Genomic DNA, 16,060 nt, shown 5'->3' on the forward strand with positions numbered 1-16,060 from the left:
CCGGTAGACCGTGCGTACTGATCTTGTGACGATTCCTTCCGACCCACGGAGGCTCGAACCGCATGGGCTCACCCCGCCCCGTACTGATCACCGCCACCCTCGCCGCGGCACTCGCCGGCGCTCTGCTCGCGCCGTTGCCGGGCGCCGTGGCCGCTCCCGCGGAGGACCGGCCCCAGCCGCACCCCGTGAGAGAAGGGAGCCGCGACGCGCCCACGACGGCGGCCAGGGCGCCGCTCTCCGCGACCGCCGGCGCGCTCACCGACGAGACCCGCGACCTCACCGGGGAGGGCGGATACCCGCGAAGGACCGCACTCGAGGTCCCGCCGGAGAACCCGGCCGACAAGTCGATAAAACTGGGCCTCGCTCCCTATCACTCCCTCGCCCCGCGGCTCAACGCCCTCCAAGAACTGAGCAACCGGGTCAGCGTCGAGGTCGCCGGCCACTCCGCAGGCGGTCGCGAGCTGTACCTGGTCACCGTCACCGCGCCGGAGAGCGCCGCCCAGGCGCGCGACCAGGAGCGGATGCGGGAGCGCATCGAGAACTCGCCCGCCGCCGCGGCCGAGGACCGGAACATCAAGTCGCGCTACAAGACGCCGGTGTTCATCAACAACAACATCCACGGCAACGAGTGGGAGGGCACGGACGCCGCCCTGAAGCTCATCGAGGAACTGGCGACGGCCAAGGACGCGAAGACCGCCGACCTGCTCGCCAAGAACCGCGTCTACCTGAACGTCACGGCCAACCCGGACGGCAGGATCGCCGGAACCCGCGCCAACGCCGGCGGCTTCGACCTCAACCGCGACTTCATCACCGCCACGCAGCCCGAGACACGGGCGATCCGGCAGATCGCGATCGACAAACAACCTGCCGTGATGCTCGACCTGCACGGATACGTCAACGGCACACTGATCGAGCCGACCACCCCACCGCACGGTGAGAACTACGAGTACGACCTGTTCCTGAAGAACTCCTACGCGAACGCGCTCGGGATGGAGAAGGCCGTCAACGGCCTCGGCTACACGGCTGAGAAGGACGGTGTGCGTCCTGCCGTGATCCCCTTCCGGGACCAGGAGGAGGGCTGGGACGACTGGCCGCCCATCTTCACCCCGCAGTACATGCCATTCCAGGGCGCTGTCGCCTCGCACACCATCGAGTTCCCGATGGCCGTCAACAACAACGCGTACAACACGCTGCCGGTCGAGGAACTGCGCCGCAGGGCCGCGATCAACACCGACATCGCGGGCGCGGCCATGCGCGCGACGCTCGACCACACCCACGCGCACCGCACCTCGGTGCTGGCCGACCAGATCGAGACGTTCCGCAGGGGCGCTGCCGGCGAGCCGCAGCGGCCCGTCTCCGAGGAGACCGTCCCGGGTGTGCCGGGCATCGGCCCCGAGGACGTCTACACCACGAAATTCCCGAGGGCGTACGTCGTTCCCGCCGGGCGTTCGCAGCGGTCGGCGACCGCGGCGGCCCGGCTGGTCGACCACCTTGTCGCCAACGACGTCGGGGTGGAGCGGGCGCTCACCGCGTTCCGGCTCGCGGGCCGCACGTACCCCGCCGGGTCGTACATCGTCGACATGCACCAGCCCAAGCGGGGCATCGCCAATGTGATCCTCGCCGACGGCCGCGACATCAGCGCGGACGTCGGAGCCATGTACGACATCTCGGGCTGGAGCCTCGGCCTGCTGTGGGGCGCGGACGTGGACGCCGCCGCCTCCGGCGACCTGCGGGTCCGCACCCGTACGGTCCACGCCGCGGCACCCACCGGACACGTCGCTCCGAGCGGCGACCTCCGGCTGCGCCTGGACGACCCCAAGGAGCTGGCCGCTCTCAACTCCCTGCTGAAGCAGGGCGTCGAGGTCCGGCGCGCCACCGACGGCTCGGCGATCGTGCCGGGCTCGGCGCGTGGCCGGGCGGCGGTGCTCGCGGACCGGCTGGGCGTGACGTTCCACGCCACGCGGGAGAAGGGCACGACAGCGCTGGAGCGGACCAGGGTCGCCGCGGCCGTCACGGCGGGCGAGCTGTTCGCGCTGCGCGAGATGGGCTTCGACGTGGTGCCGGTCTCCACGGCGGTGCTGAACGCGGGCTTCGACTGGTCGACGGCCGATGTGCTGTACGTGTCGTCCGGGCTGGACCACGCGAAGCTGACCCCCGCCGCCCGCGTCGCGTTCGAGGCGAGCGGCGTCGGTGTGGTCGGGCTCGGTGAGCAGGGCGCGGCGTTCAACGAGGCGGCGTCACTCCTCGACGTCACGGCAGTGGCGGGCAACGGCGACGCCAACGGTGTGGTGCGGGTGCGGAACACGGGCGGCCCCATCACGGGCGGCGCTCCGGCGCACACCTTCGTCTACTCGCCGATGTGGTTCACCGGGGCGGGCGCCGGTGTGCGCGTCGACCAGTCGTACGCCACGGGCAACCCGCTGGTGTCCGGCCACTGGCGCGACACTGAGCAGGGCACGGGCGGGCCGGGCGACGCCGCGGGCCACGCCGCTGTGGTCTCCGGGACGTCGTCGGCCGGCACGCCGGTGGCGCTGTTCGGCACGGAGCCGATGTTCCGGGCGCACCCGAAGGGTGTCTTCGCGCAGATCGGCCGGGCGCTGCTGACCCGCTGATCCCCCTCACAGGCCGCAGGGCCGCACCCCGCCGGGGTGCGGCCCTGCGTCACGCTCGGCGCCGCCGGTCAGACCGCGAGGTCGACCGTGATGTTGCCACGGGTCGCCTTGGAGTACGGGCAGACCTGGTGGGCCTTCTCGAGAAGGTCCTTGGCGGTGGCGGCGTCCACGTTCGGGATGGTCGCGGAGATCTTGACGATGATGCCGAAGCCGTCGTCGTTCTTCCCGATGCCGACCTCGGCGGTGACCGTCGAGCCGGAGATGTCCGCCTTCTCCTGGCGGGCGACGACACCGAGGGCACCTTGGAAGCAGGCGCTGTACCCGGCGGCGAAGAGCTGCTCCGGGTTGGTGCCGGCACCGCTGCCGCCCATCTCCTTGGGCGGGTTGACCACGACGTCGAGTTGGCCGTCGTGCGTGGCGACACGGCCGTCCCGGCCGTTCTCCGCCGTGGCCACCGCGGTGTAGAGCACGTCGGACTGCTGGATGGACATGAAGTCTTCCTCCTGCTGGTTCGCCGCGACTCGCGCCCACGATCGCGACGGCTGGGCAAGAGCCTAACGGGTGAATCAGCCGGCGAGAGAAACGATCATCTTGCCGGTGTTCTCTCCGCGGAGCAGTCCGACGAAGGCCTCGTAGCCGTTCTCGATGCCCTCGACGACGGTCTCGTTGTACTTGAGCTCACCGGAGGCGATCCAGCCCGCCACGTCCTGCACGAACTGCGGCTGAAGCGCGGTGTGGTCGTTCACCAGCATGCCCTGGAGGCGCAGCCGCTTGCCGATGACGAGCGCGAGGTTGCGCGGGCCGGGGGTCGGCTCGGTGTCGTTGTACTGGGCGATCATTCCGCAGATGGTCGCCCGGCCGCCGACGTTGAACGACGAGATCGCCGCCTCGAGGTGCTCGCCGCCGACGTTGTCGAAGTAGACGTCGATGCCGTCGGGGGCGGCCTCCTTCAGCTGCGCGGCCACGGGGCCGTTCTTGTAGTTGAAGGCCGCGTCGAAGCCGTACTCCTCGACGAGGAGCTTGACCTTCTCGTCCGAGCCGGCCGAGCCGATGACGCGCGAGGCGCCCTTGATCCGGGCCATCTGGCCGACCTGGCCGCCGACGGCACCCGCGGCGCCGGAGACGAACACGGCGTCGCCCTCCTTGAAGGACGCGACATCGAACAGGCCCGCGTAGGCGGTGAGGCCGGTCATGCCGAGCACTCCGAGGTAGGCGGAGAGCGGTGCGAGCGAGGCGTCGACCTTGGTGGCGTGCTTGGCCGGCACCTCCGCGTACTCCCGCCAGCCGAGGCCGTGCAGCACGTGGTCGCCGACGGCGAAGCCCTCCGCGTTCGAAGCGACGACCTCGCCGACCGCGCCGCCGTCCATGGGCCGGTCGAGCTGGAAGGGCGGGACGTACGACTTCACGTCGTTCATCCGGCCGCGCATGTAGGGATCGACGGAGAAGTGGAGGTTCCGCACGAGGATGCGGCCCTCCCCGGGCTCGGTGACGGGCGCGTCGCGCAGCGCGAAGTCCTCGGCCTTGGGCCAGCCGTGCGGGCGGGCGACAAGGTGCCATTCACGGCCGGACGCGGGAAGTGCGGACATGCTGCGTTCCTCCTAGAAAAGCTTCATTACCTGAAACAACCATGCGCCTGAATATTTCAGGTTGTCAAGTATCGGGTTATCCTGATGCGCATGGCCGCCCAGCGAACAGATCCCCTGACCCTCGAGGTCGTCGAGCTCATCGGCACCGTCGTGGCGCGTTACCACGAGGAGTACGAGCAGGCCGCGGCCGAGCACTCCCTCACGGGGGCGCAGGCCCGTGTGCTGGGGCTGCTCTCCATGGAGCCCACTCCCATGCGCCGTATCGCCCAGAAGCTGAGGTGCGAGCCGTCGAACGTGACGGGGATCGTGGACCGGCTCGAGGCACGTGGCCTGGTCGAGCGCCGCCCCGACCCGGCCGACCGCAGGGTGAAGATCGCCGCTGCCACCCAGGAGGGCCGCAGCACGGCACGCCGGCTGCGGGATTCGCTGGACTTCGCGCGCGAGCCCCTGGCGCAGCTGACGGCGGTCGAGCGTTCGGTGCTGCGGGACCTGCTCAGACGGATGCTGGGCGAGGACGTGCCGGAGCCGCCCGCCGCCGGTTCCTGAAGCCCCCGGGCCGCCGGGCACCCGGGAGGCGCCCGGACGGACACGGCGCGGGTGCGGAGGTCAGGTCCGTCCCGACCCTAGACGCACCAGAACAGAAAGCGGCTGCACGTCTCGCTCGGCGTCGGCTCCGGAGGCGGCGGGTCCTGCTGGCCCGGCTCCTCGGGATCGGCCGGGCCGGACGAGGTCCCGCCCGTGCTCCCGGGCCCCTCGCTGCTCCCGGGGTCGCCGGAGGACGACGCGGAAGGGGATGCGTCGCCGCTCGGCCCGGCCTCCGACGGCTCGCCGCTCCCGGCGCCCGGGCCCGTACGGCCCGAGCCGTCGCCACCGTCGCCCTCGCCACCACCGCCCGCCCGGGACTTCCCCGGCCGCGGCGAGGACGACTTCGTGACGGCCGGCTCCTTCACATGGCCGGGGGCGTCCGGCGACTCTTCTGAGGCCGTCGGGTCCGGCATCTCCGACTCGACGACCGGATCCTCCTTGACCGCCGTCGCCGCGCCGTCGTCGCCGGAGTCCTCCATGGCCAGCTCCGCCAGGCTCAGCGCCCCGGCCGCCAGCACGAGGCCGAGCGTCCCGAGCATCACCTTGCGACCGCGCCGCTTACGGGCACGGCGGCCTGCGGGCTTGCGCCGCGACGGGGCCTGACGGCGCGAACGGCGCGGCCCGGTGCTGTCCGCGGGCTCGCTCACCACGTCCAGTTCGTAGACGTGGTCGGGCTCGGGAGCACGGGGGCTGTGGTGGCGGAGCTCCTCGACCGGTGTGCCGCACCCGGCACAGGCCAGGGCGCCGTTGAGGTGCCGTCCGCACGGGTGGCAGTAATCCATGGCGCCCGCAGATTATTCGGCGACCGGGCACCTGCGGTGGGTCAGCCTGTGCAGATCCTGTGTGGAAAGCTCGATTCCGCGGCGAGCCGACTCGCCGCGGTTGACGCCGCCGACCGGGCAGGATGTCGGCCATGACCCCTGACGCCCGCTTCGGACCGCTCGATTTCCAACTGGTGCTGCTGCGCCGGATGGCCGACTTCCAGCCGGGTCTCGCGGAGGACGCGCGGCACGCCCTGGGCGCGTCACTCGCGGAGCAGCGCGAGGCCAATCGGCGCTGGCAGGCGATGCTGCGTGCACGCGGATCGCGCGGCGCGCTGTCGCGTTACCGCTCGGTGCTCGGCGAACCCGAACAGGTCGTCCGGCGGCGGATCGGCGACCTGGAGTGCGACGCCCTGCTGTGGCGACTGCCCCTCTGGCCGGACCTGCGCTTCGAAGTACTGGCCGCCGGCAACGGTGCCGTGTGGAACGAATGGCTGGTGCGCGCACCGGGAGCCGCCGGCCCCGAACTGCGCACCGCGGACGACCTGGTGCCCTGGTCGTGCACCGTCGACGAGGTGGCGAAGGCCTTCCCGCCGGCCCGTCCCATGGAGGGCTCCGCACCGACCAGATGGCGGCTCTCGTTCACCCTGCCCGGTGGCGAGATGTGCGTCGCCGAGTTCACCTGGGGCCTGCTGCAACGCCTCGTGGACTGATCTGTCGGCCCGTCAGGTACGTACCCCCGACCGGCGCAGCCCAGCGCGCGCCCCGCCCGCGGCGATCGCACGATGCGAACACGTACCGCAGTCGGGAGGACCGCCGTGACCGTCAGCCTTGAGCAGTTGCGCCGTTGCCATGTGGCAGTCGATCTGGGCGCCGCCAGGACCCGCGTCTTCGTCAAGGGCGTCGGCCTTGTCGTCGACGAACCGAGCGTCGCCGCCGTGAACACCCGGACGGGGGCGCTGATCGCGGTCGGCGAGCTCGCCGAGAAGATGACCGGCCGCACTCCCGACTACATCCGCGTCGCGCGCCCCGTCTCCGGCGGCACGGTCGTCGACATCGACATGGCCCAGCGGATGCTGCGTCATCTGCTCGGCGAGAAGCTCCGCCGGCAGCTGCGCCGCAAGCCCCGGCTCCGCGCGGCCGCCAGCACCCCGCACGACAGCGACCCGCTCGCCCAGCGCGCCACCGTCGAGACCCTGGTCGGCCTCGGCGCCCGTCGGGTCGAGCTGGTGGACACCCTGATCGCGGCGGCCGTCGGCTGCGGCCTCCCGGTGGAGCAGCCGAGCGCGACGATGATCATGGTGTGCGGCGCCGCGACCACCCAGATCGCCGTCCTGTCCCTCGGCTCGATCGTCACCGCCACCCGCATCCCCATCGGCGGCAACGCCATCGAACACGCGGTGATCCAGCACCTGCGCCACCGGCACGAGCTGATGCTTCCCAGTCAGTCCGTACGGCCGCTCCAGGTCGCCCTGCACGGCAACGGCCTCACTTCGCAGGGTCCGGAAGTGACGGAGATCCACGGCCGGGACGTCGCCACGGGCCTCGCCCGCTCCGTCCGCGTCGACACGGCGGCCGTGCGGGAGGCGATCCACACCCCGCTCACCTCGGTGCTCGACGGGATCGGCAAGGTGCTCCGGGACTGCCCGCCGGACCTCGTCGCCGACCTCGTCGACCGCGGCATCATGATGGTCGGCGGCAGCGCTCTGCTGCCGGGCCTGGACCAGATGTTGCACAACGCCACCGGGATGACGGTCACCATCGCGGAACGGCCCGACACCTGCACGGTGCAGGGGCTCGGCGCGATGCTCGAGGGCCGGATCCAGCCCTTGGACTTCGAATCGCTCGCCATGGCCGACTGACACGGCACTGGAGACGGGACGGTGACCACCGGTCCCGAGGACCCCGGGGCCGGCCCGGGCACAGGCGGCCCGGACGGCCCCGACGGACCCCACGCGAGCGAACCGGACACCCCGGGCCGTCCGGGGCAGCGGGCTGCCGGGGTGCCGCGGCTGGCGGCGCTCCTCGAGGCGGTGACCGGCATCGGCACGGACCTCGATCTGCGCACCACCCTCCAGCAGATCGTGGACACCGCCGCCGTACTGACCGGTGCGCACGGCGCATCCCTGGGCGTGGCCGACCCCGAGCGGGGCGGCGTCGCCGAACGGTTCACGGCCACGGATGCCGGCGCGGGGCACGGCCCCCGGCCGGCAGGCGGCCCTCCCTCCCCGGCGGACGCACCCACGGCAGGCCCCGAGCCGCTGCGCATCCCGATCAGGGTGGACACCGAGATGTTCGGCGACCTGCGCCTGACCCCACGGGACGGCGACGCGTTCACCGAGGAGGACCTGGCACTGCTGCAGGTACTCGCGGCGCAGGCCGGTATCGCCATCGGTAACGCACGGCTGCACGAGACCGCCCGGCAGCGCGAGCGGTGGATCGAGGGCGCGGCGGCCGTCACCAACGCGCTGCTCACCGGCGAAAGCGCCGACGACGCGCTGATGACCGTGGCCGAGCAGGCACGCGACCTCGCCGATGCCGCCGCCGGCGTGGTGCTCCAGCCCACCGAAGAGGGCGGCATGGAGATCGTCACGGCCTCCACCCTCGACGACCCGCGGGACATCGTCGGCACGACCATCCGGCCCGGTTCGCCGGTGCTCGCCCAACTCCTCAGCGGGGAAGCGGTGTTCATCGAAGACTCCGCCACCGACCCCCGGATGACCACCCCTGTCCGCAGCCGTTTCGGGCCGAGCATGATGCTGCCGCTGCAGAGCGGCGGGCGACTGATCGGCACGCTGGCACTGCCGCGGCGGCGGGGCGGCCGCCCGTACACCGGGCTGGAACGGCTGCTGGCCACCCAGTTCGCCTCCCAGGCCGCCCTGGCGCTGGTGCTCGCGGACGCCCGGCACAACCGCGAGCAGCTCGCCGTGTACGAGGACCGGGACCGGATCGCCCGGGATCTCCACGACCTCGTCGTCCAGCGGCTGTTCGCCACCGAGATGATGCTCGAGTCGACGCGCCGGCGGGCCGAGGCCGGGTCGACGGACCGGTTGCTGAGCCAGGCCGTCGACGAGCTCGACTCGACCATCCAGGAGGTGCGGACCACGATCTTCGCCCTCCAGCAGCCGCCCGCCGACGCGCCGGCGACCTTCAGGGGCCAGGTGCTGCGCGAGACCCGCGGGGCGGCCGTGCCGCTCGGTGTGCTGCCGTCGGTGCACTTCAGCGGCGCCGTCGACACCCTGCTCCAGGACCCGGTGGACCGCGAGCTGCTGGCGGCCCTGCGCGGTGCTCTGGCCGCCGCGCACCGCAGGAGCGACGTCTCGTCGGTCGATGTGCACGTCGACGCGACGGTTCGGCTGCCGGACGGACGCCAGGGGGTCCGGCTGACGGTGACGGACGACGGCCTGGACGACGAGGGCACCAGGGGTACGACGCTGACCTGGCACAGCCCGCTGTAGTACGCGCCCCGAGCCGGGCGCTGTGGTGCGGGGCCGGCCGGGAGTGGGCCGGACCCGGGCACGGAGGCAGCGCCGTCCCGGCCCGCACGCCCCGGAGCGGGCCGGGGTCCGGGCGCGGAAGCAGCGCCGGCCTCGGCCCACAGGTCCCGGATACCGGAAGCCTCACCGTCCTCGCCCCGGAGCGGCCCCGGGCCGGGGAAGCCACGCCGCCCCGGTCCGGGCCCGGCCCGGAAGCGTCGGCGGGCGGCAGAGGCCGTCACCGCCCGGCCGGCCGGCCTCCCCCGTGGACGCCGGCCGGGCGGCGGTGTTCCCCCGTCGGCCGTCGCCGATCCTGCCGGACTCGAGGGATCCGGCGCATCGTTCCCTGGAGGGAGCCGCCCGCCCGGCGGCTCCTCCGCGTGGGGGAGACAATGGCCGTCCCGGGAAACCCGCCGGGTGCGGCATAGGACGACACCAGGAGGCCGACGAGTGAGTTCCCTCTTCCCAGCGCTGGCGACGACCGCCACCGGCACCGACCGGACAGCCCTCCGGTTCGGCGAACGGTCGCTGACCTACGGGCAGTTGCGCGGCGCGGCGGGAGCCCTGGCGCAACGGATCGGCGGGGCGGAGCGGGTCGCGCTGTGGGCCGGCCCCACCCTCGAGACCGCGGTCGGTGTGGTGGCCGCGCTGCTGGCAGGCGTACCGGTCGTGCCGTTGAACCCGCGGACCGGTGACCGGGAACTGGCGCACATCGTGGCGGACAGCGGGCCCACCGCGGTGCTCGCCGCCCCGGAAGATCAACTGCCCGCGCCCCTGCACCCGTTGAGGCGGGTCGACATCACGGTGACGGGCGCGGCGGGCGAGCTGCCCCCGGAGCCGGCGGCCGAATCCCCCGCGCTGATCGTCTACACCTCCGGCACCACCGGCCCGCCCAAGGGCGCGGTGCTGCCCCGGCGGGCGGTAGCCGCCTCGCTCGACGCCTTGCAGGACGCCTGGCAGTGGGGCTCCGACGACGTCCTGGTGCACGCCCTGCCGCTGTTCCATGTGCACGGGCTGATCCTCGGCGTCCTCGGACCGCTGCGCCGCGGCGGCGAAGTGCGTCATCTGGGCCGCTTCAGTCCGGAGGGCGTGGCACGTGAGCTGGGCTCGGGCGGCACGATGCTCTTCGGCGTGCCCACGATGTACCACCGGCTGGCGGAGGCGCTCGACGGCGACGCCGAGCTGACGAAGGCGCTGTCCGGCGCGCGGCTGCTGGTCTCCGGTTCGGCCGCCCTGCCGCTGCCCGACCACGCCCGCATCGCGGAGGCGACGGGGCGCCGGGTGATCGAGCGGTACGGGATGACGGAGACCCTGATGAACACCAGCGTCCGCGTCGACGGCGAGGCCCGTCCGGGCACCGTCGGCGTGCCGCTGCGCGGCGTGGAGCTGCGGCTGGTGGACGAGGACGGCACGGAGATCGCCGCACGCGACGGCGAGACGATCGGCGAGATCCAGGTGCGCGGCGACAATCTGTTCACCGAGTACCTGAACCGCCCCGACGCCACGGCCGCCGCCTTCGACGGGGACTGGTTCCGCACCGGCGACATGGCCGTGCGCGAGCCGGACGGCTACGTGCGCATCGTCGGCAGGAAGAGCACCGACCTGATCAAAAGCGGCGGCTACAAGATCGGGGCGGGCGAGATCGAGAACGTGCTGCTCGACCATCCGGCCGTCCGCGAGGCCGCGGTGACCGGCGAGCCCGACGCGGACCTGGGCGAGCGGGTGGTCGCCTGGATCGTCGCCGCCGACCCCGCGGACCCGCCGTCGGCGGAGGAGCTGACCGCCCACGTCGCCTCCCAACTCGCCCCGCACAAGCGGCCACGGACGGTCCGGTTCCTCGACGTCCTGCCGCGCAACGACATGGGCAAGATCATGAAGCGGGCGCTCCATGGCTGAGCGTGTGTCCGCCCGCGAGGCGATCGCCCTGGTCAGCGAAGGCTTCACCGAGCAGGAGCTCGCCGACCTGCCCGACGCGGGCGACGGCCCGCTCGGCTGGGAGGGCTACGGCGCACAGCGGGACCGCGCCTCACGCCGGACCGGTTCGGCCGAGTCCGTCGTCTACGGCACGGCGGTGCTCGGCGGCGCCGAATGCGTGCTGATCTCCTTCGAGTTCGGCTTCCTCGGCGGTTCACTGAGCGAGCGGGCCGGGGACCGGCTGGAGGCCGCGTACGGACTGGCCCGTGAGCGCCGGCTGCCGCTCGTCTCGCTGATCGCGACCGGCGGCAGCCGGATGCAGGAGGGGATGATCGCGCTCGGCCAGCTCCAGCGGGTCGCCCGTGCGTCGGTGCTGCTGCGGGAGGCGGGCGTGGCGCACATCGCCGTGCTCCGCGATCCGACGACCGGCGGCGGCTGGGCCACGCTCGGCGCGGGCGCCGACGTCATCCTGGCGCTGCCCGGCGCTCAGGTCGGCTTCGCCGGCTCGCGCGTGCGTCCGGCGGACGCGGACCCGGCCGCGTACACGGCGGAGGGACAGCTCGCGGCGGGTCAGGTCGACGCCGTCGTCGCTCCCGGCTCCCTGCGCGACACGCTCGCGTTCTGGGTGAAGGCGCTCGCCCCTGCGAACCCGGCCGGGGAACGGGAACCCGTGGACCCGCCGCGGGCGCTGGGCGCCGGCGGGGAGCCTGCGCGTACCGGATGGGACGCCGTACGGCAGGCGCGCGGTGCGGACAGGCCACGGGCCGAGGCGTACCTCGACGACTACTTCACGCGCCGCGAGCCGCTGCGCGGCGACCGGTGCGGCGGTGAGGACCCCGGCATGCTCTGCGGGGTGGGGCTGCGGGACGGGCGGCCTGTCGCGTACGTCGCCCAGGGCGGAACCGCGACCAGGCCGGCCGGTTACCGCACCGCCGCCCGGGTCGTGAGGCTCGCCGACCGGCTGGGACTGCCGGTGCTGACGCTGATCGACACCCCGGGGGCCGCCAACGACGCGGAGGCGGAACGCTCCGGCGCCGGCGCGGCCATCGCCGAGCTGTTCACGGCTGTCGCCGCCGCGCGCACACCGCTGACCGGCCTGCTCATCGGCGAGGGCGGCTCCGGGGGCGCGCTGGCGCTGGCCGCGCCGGGCAACACGTGGGCCACGCCGGCGAGTTATTTCTCCGTCATCGCCCCGGAGCTCGCCGCCGCGATCCTCAAGCGCTCCCCCGACCAGGTGCCGCACCTCGCGGACCAGCTTCGGCTGCGCCCCGAGGACCTGGTCGAGCTGGGCGTGGTGCGGGGCATCGTGGGGCCCGCGTGACGGCGGGAGGCCCGGTACGGAGCACGTACCGGGCCTCCCTTTGCCGGCGGGCTACTTCACACCCACCGCACGGATGATTTCCTGCTGCACCGAGCCGCCCTTGTCGTCCTTCGCGGAGGCCCGGACCGAGATGTACTGCGCGTCCGCCGGGACCCGGACCGTGCCCTCCCAGGCCGCGGACCTGCCCCGGGCGCCGTCGAGTTCCACGGCCGTCCAGGTCTTCCCGTCGTCGAACGACACCTCCAGCGACCCGCCGCCGATCCGGCCGGTGTCCGCCGCGCCCTCGACGTACTCGGCGAAGATCCCGAGACCGAGGCGCTTGCCGGCCCGGACGTCACCGCGCAGGTCGGTGTCGACGTCGAAGCCGAGGTTGAGCATCGGCAGCACGGTCCGCCGGTCGGCCGGCGTCTCGGCGGAGCGGACGGTCCACTCGGTGTGGCCCTTCGTCGCCAGCCGCCACCGTTCGGCGTCCAGGGTGGTGTCGGTGACCACCCTGTACGTCTTCTCCGCCGGGTCGGCACCCCAGGCGTAGGCGCCCGAGCTCATCTTGCGGTCCACCAGCTCGCCGTCCGCGTACACCTCGGTGAACTGCGTCATCGACGCATCGCTCCACACGTCGCCGAAGCCGGTGTGGTCGGGGCCGGAGTCGCCCCAGCCGGGCGTGTTGAACTCGAGGTTGTTGCCCGTCCGGGTCTGTCCCCAGCCGAGTCCGGTGCCCAGCCACGGGTGCAGCACCGGCTTGAACCAGTTGAGCTCGGAGCGGCTGCCGCCCTGGTAGACGGGGGTGCCGCTGCGCTGCTCGAGGGCGCCGGGGCCGTTGGTGACGGACTCGTGCCAGCGCTGGCCGGGACCGGTGCTGACGTAGTCGGTGCGCTCGACGGGGAAGGCGATCTTCTCGGCGAAGCCGAAGCCGACGGGGAAGGTGTCGGTGATCGAGTAGCGGAACTCGCCGCCGTCCGCGGGCTTCGCCGCGTGGAACCTGCTGTCGAGCACGGCCAGCTCACCCTTGCCGGGCCGGTAAAGGAGGTCGCGGTCCGGTACGGCGCCGGGGTGGCCCTCCGAGAGGTCGTACACGTACGGCGTGTACTGCGTGCCGGTCAGTTCGAGGCGCTCGTGGCGGCGGGCCGCCTCCCGCAGACGGGCGCCGTCCGCCGCGTCGACGGTGGCGACGTGAAGCGGCCGGTCCTCGTAGCTCTCCGTGCCGAACCACGCCATCAGCCGGCCGGGCGCGTCGTCGGTGACGAACAGAACCTTCGCCCCCGCGTCCTGGGCGTTCTGGGCGAGCTGCGCGGGGCCGACCGCGCCCGTGTGGTGGACGACGACCGCCTTGCCGCGGACGTCCGTGCCCGCGTAGTCGGCCGTGGTTCCCGCGCCCGCGTCGACGACGTCGAGCCGTTGCTTCCCGTCGAGGACGGCCGTGCCGGCCTGGAGCCGGGCTCCGCCGAGCAGCCTGCCGCCGGCGGTGACGTCGAGCATGGGCTTGCCGAGGCGCCAGACGGTCCGGTACTCGAACGAGCCGGTCGCGGGCTCGTCGGTGGGCGCCGCGAAGATGCTGTCGTACATGGGCGGGACCTGCACCGCGCCGCCGTAGGAGACGCCGTTCGCGTCGCGGTCGAACTCCATCAGCAGCTGGCGGGTCTCCGTCCGCCTGCCGACGTCGGCCCCCACCTCCCGCAGCGTCCGCCCGTCGAGGGTGATCTCGCGGTCCCGGTCGAGGGTGATCTCCGGGTCCGTGAGGAATCCGAGACCGAGGGAGTCCTTGCCGTTGCTGCCGCGTACGTCGAGGAACGAGGAGACGGTGTACGTGCCCGGGGGCAGCCGCAGTTCGAGGGTGCCGGACTCGCCGACCGTCGCGGGGAACGGGTCGTTGCCCTTCTCCAGCTTCTGCACACCGAGGTGGGCCGCGGTCGCGGCGCCGTCCCGGTCGAGGACGCGGACGGTGAGCGTGTAGCGCTCCTCCTCCTTCACCAGCCCGACGGCGGTGTGGGCGACGGTGCGCTCCCCGTCCTTCGCGACGATGCGGGCGGAGGTGTTGCCGACGGGCGCGCCGGTGCCGTCGCCGGTCACCGACGTCTGCGCCGTGCCGTGCGCGGGCACGGTGAGCGTGGTGTCGGCGAGGGAGAACACCCCGGCCGGGGCGTTCTCCACGGCGAGGTCCAGGGTGACGGGCGCGTCGGAGTGGTTGGTGTAGGTGACCGTCTTCGTGACGGGCTCGTTCTCCTCGTACGGCCAGCGGAAGAAGCCGAGGCCCGCGCTGCCGGTCGCGGTGACCGTCGCGCCGACCGCGTCCGGGACGTCGAGCCGGCCGGCGCCGAGCGCGTAGGCGGACGCGTCGAGCTGCTCGGACGTGCTCATCAGTGCGTCCTTGAGCTGCTGCCCGCTCCAGTCGGGGTGCTTCTCCGCGAGCAGGGCGGCGACGCCCGCGACATGCGGGGTGGCCATGGAGGTGCCGCTCATGGCGGTGTACGGGCCTTCGCCGGCGGTGAGCTGCGAGCGCGCGGCGAGGATGTCCACGCCGGGCGCGGACAGATCGGGCTTGAGCGCGTTGTCGCCGAAGCGCGGGCCCTGGCTGGTGAAGTAGGCGGCCTCGTCCGCCGCGTCGACGGCGCCGATGGTGAGTGCGGCGTCGGCGGCGCCGGGCGATCCGATGGAGCCGGGGGTGCCGCTGTTGCCCGCGGCGACGACGAACAGCGCGCCGGTCTCCTCGGAGAGCGTGTTGAGGGCCTGCGCCATCGGGTCCGTGCCGTCGCTGCCCTGCTGCGAACCGAGGCTCATGGACACGATCTTGGCGTCGATGTCCTTGGCGGCCCATTCCATACCGGCGATGATCTGCGACTCGCTGCCGCTGCCCTCGTCGCTGAGCACCTTGCCGACGGCGAGGTCCGCGCCCGGGGCGACCCCCTTCTCCAGGCCGCCGGACGCGGCGCCGCTGCCGCCGACGGTGGACGACACATGGGTGCCGTGACCGTTGCGGTCGGCGACCTCCTCGCCCTCGATGAAGCTCCTGGACTCCGTGACGCGGTCCTCGAGGTCGGGATGCCCGGCGTCGACGCCGGTATCGAGGACGGCGACCTTGACGCCCTTGCCGGTGAGCCCGGCCTCCCAAGCCTTGGGGGTGCCTATCTGCGCGTTCGACTCGGCCATGTCGGCCTCGACCCGGCCGTCGAGCCAGACCTTGGCGACGCCCGCGCCGAACGCCGACCGGGACTTCGCGGAGGTGACGGCACGCCAGAACTCGCCGGAGGCCGCCGCCTCGACGGCAGCGCCGTTGACGCTCGGCAGCGCCCGGACGGTCTCCGCGCCACGGGCCTGCGTCCGCGGCGCGCCCTTCGCGTAGCTCACGATGAGCGGCAGGCCGTCCTGCCCCCCGAGCCCCTGCTCGATGAGCCCCGTGACGTCGAAGAGCCTCTCGTCGAGCACGCCGGCGGCCAGGTAGGGACGCGCCTCGTCGGGCACGACGGTGACGCGCCCGTCTGAGATCTCGCTGCGCACGGCGCCCACGGCGCCCTCGGGCCGCTGTACGGCCACCGACTTCCGGCCGCTGCCGAGGTCGGTGACGGTCACCTTGTCGCCGGTGACCAGCGTGACGGTGTGCGCCGCCTGGGCGGTCCTCGCGGCGGTTCCCGCCGTGGCGGGGGCCGGTCCACGGTCGGCGGCGACGGCCTGCCCGGCCGGGAGCAGGACGAGGGACACGCCGGCGGCGATCAGCCGGGCCCTGCGTCTCGCGGGTGCTCTGGTCATGAACGACTCTCCTCGGAACGCCCGGTGGAAGGGGTGGCTCCGGGCGCTGCGAAGAGTCTCGGCG

At 73.2% G+C, this 16,060-nt stretch carries 11 protein-coding genes; 7 read left to right on the top strand and 4 right to left on the bottom strand.

The genetic code is table 11. From position 1 onward, the window contains the following. The first annotated feature begins 62 nt into the window (after window positions 1–62). Window positions 63–2,612 (top strand): M14 family zinc carboxypeptidase, encoded by a 2,550-nt coding sequence (locus ACTMTU_RS08510; protein ID WP_441262866.1) that lies wholly within the window; start codon window positions 63–65, stop codon window positions 2,610–2,612. A 68-nt stretch (window positions 2,613–2,680) separates the two neighbouring features. Here the strand turns inward: ACTMTU_RS08510 and ACTMTU_RS08515 are convergent, their stop codons facing one another. Both ACTMTU_RS08515 and ACTMTU_RS08520 read right to left on the bottom strand, forming a co-directional pair. Further along, the gene (locus ACTMTU_RS08515) at window positions 2,681–3,103 is read right to left on the bottom strand and encodes an organic hydroperoxide resistance protein (protein ID WP_441262867.1); all 423 of its coding nucleotides are present in this window, start codon (window positions 3,101–3,103) and stop codon (window positions 2,681–2,683) included. Window positions 3,104–3,178: 75 nt separating this feature from the next. Continuing rightward, window positions 3,179–4,198 carry an NADP-dependent oxidoreductase gene (locus ACTMTU_RS08520; protein ID WP_307706289.1) on the bottom strand — a complete coding sequence of 340 codons (1,020 nt, stop codon included), beginning with the start codon at window positions 4,196–4,198 and terminating at the stop codon, window positions 3,179–3,181. Window positions 4,199–4,288: 90 nt separating this feature from the next. Here ACTMTU_RS08520 and ACTMTU_RS08525 point away from each other — a divergent pair, with 90 nt between their 5' ends. After that, window positions 4,289–4,744 (top strand): MarR family winged helix-turn-helix transcriptional regulator, encoded by a 456-nt coding sequence (locus ACTMTU_RS08525; RefSeq protein ID WP_159692287.1) that lies wholly within the window; start codon window positions 4,289–4,291, stop codon window positions 4,742–4,744. A 77-nt stretch (window positions 4,745–4,821) separates the two neighbouring features. On the opposite strand, the gene ACTMTU_RS08530 is transcribed toward ACTMTU_RS08525, so the two are convergent. After that, the gene (locus tag ACTMTU_RS08530) at window positions 4,822–5,565 is read right to left on the bottom strand and encodes an SCO2400 family protein (RefSeq protein ID WP_441262868.1); all 744 of its coding nucleotides are present in this window, start codon (window positions 5,563–5,565) and stop codon (window positions 4,822–4,824) included. Between the two features lie 131 nt (window positions 5,566–5,696). On the opposite strand from ACTMTU_RS08530, the gene ACTMTU_RS08535 reads away from it, so the two are divergent. The 5 genes from ACTMTU_RS08535 (at window position 5,697) to ACTMTU_RS08555 (ending at window position 12,255) form a co-directional block, all read left to right on the top strand. Further along, window positions 5,697–6,257, top strand: a complete 561-nt coding sequence (locus tag ACTMTU_RS08535) for a hypothetical protein (protein ID WP_441262869.1) — start codon at window positions 5,697–5,699, stop codon at window positions 6,255–6,257. 105 nt (window positions 6,258–6,362) lie between these two features. Further along, complete coding sequence (locus ACTMTU_RS08540; RefSeq protein WP_441262870.1) at window positions 6,363–7,406, top strand: rod shape-determining protein; 1,044 nt, start codon at window positions 6,363–6,365, stop codon at window positions 7,404–7,406. A gap of 141 nt (window positions 7,407–7,547) precedes the next feature. Continuing rightward, window positions 7,548–9,002, top strand: a complete 1,455-nt coding sequence (locus ACTMTU_RS08545; protein WP_441263162.1) for a GAF domain-containing protein — start codon at window positions 7,548–7,550, stop codon at window positions 9,000–9,002. A gap of 468 nt (window positions 9,003–9,470) precedes the next feature. Beyond that, window positions 9,471–10,916, top strand: coding sequence for an acyl-CoA synthetase (locus ACTMTU_RS08550; RefSeq protein WP_441262871.1), 1,446 nt, complete (start codon window positions 9,471–9,473; stop codon window positions 10,914–10,916). Next, window positions 10,909–12,255 (top strand): carboxyl transferase domain-containing protein, encoded by a 1,347-nt coding sequence (locus ACTMTU_RS08555; RefSeq protein WP_441262872.1) that lies wholly within the window; start codon window positions 10,909–10,911, stop codon window positions 12,253–12,255. The genes ACTMTU_RS08550 and ACTMTU_RS08555 overlap by 8 nt, the downstream gene beginning before the upstream one ends. Window positions 12,256–12,306: 51 nt before the next feature. Here the strand turns inward: ACTMTU_RS08555 and ACTMTU_RS08560 are convergent, their stop codons facing one another. Continuing rightward, entirely contained in the window at window positions 12,307–15,996 is a 3,690-nt protein-coding gene (locus ACTMTU_RS08560) for a S8 family serine peptidase (RefSeq protein ID WP_441262873.1), read from the bottom strand. Between the last annotated feature and the right edge of the window lie 64 nt (window positions 15,997–16,060).

This window comes from Streptomyces sp. OZ13, assembly GCF_052068155.1.
In the GTDB taxonomy this organism is placed as follows: Bacteria; Actinomycetota; Actinomycetes; order Streptomycetales; family Streptomycetaceae; genus Streptomyces.

What these genes read in the sequence shown, in the direction of transcription:
- ACTMTU_RS08520 (WP_307706289.1), bottom strand. Translation starts at nt 4,198, where the DNA reads ATGTCCGCACTTCCCGCGTCCGGCCGTGAATGGCACCTTGTCGCCCGC.
- ACTMTU_RS08555 (WP_441262872.1), top strand. Translation starts at nt 10,909, where the DNA reads ATGGCTGAGCGTGTGTCCGCCCGCGAGGCGATCGCCCTGGTCAGCGAA.
- ACTMTU_RS08510 (WP_441262866.1), top strand. Translation starts at nt 63, where the DNA reads ATGGGCTCACCCCGCCCCGTACTGATCACCGCCACCCTCGCCGCGGCA.
- ACTMTU_RS08535 (WP_441262869.1), top strand. Translation starts at nt 5,697, where the DNA reads ATGACCCCTGACGCCCGCTTCGGACCGCTCGATTTCCAACTGGTGCTG.
- ACTMTU_RS08530 (WP_441262868.1), bottom strand. Translation starts at nt 5,565, where the DNA reads ATGGATTACTGCCACCCGTGCGGACGGCACCTCAACGGCGCCCTGGCC.
- ACTMTU_RS08515 (WP_441262867.1), bottom strand. Translation starts at nt 3,103, where the DNA reads ATGTCCATCCAGCAGTCCGACGTGCTCTACACCGCGGTGGCCACGGCG.
- ACTMTU_RS08525 (WP_159692287.1), top strand. Translation starts at nt 4,289, where the DNA reads ATGGCCGCCCAGCGAACAGATCCCCTGACCCTCGAGGTCGTCGAGCTC.
- ACTMTU_RS08560 (WP_441262873.1), bottom strand. Translation starts at nt 15,996, where the DNA reads ATGACCAGAGCACCCGCGAGACGCAGGGCCCGGCTGATCGCCGCCGGC.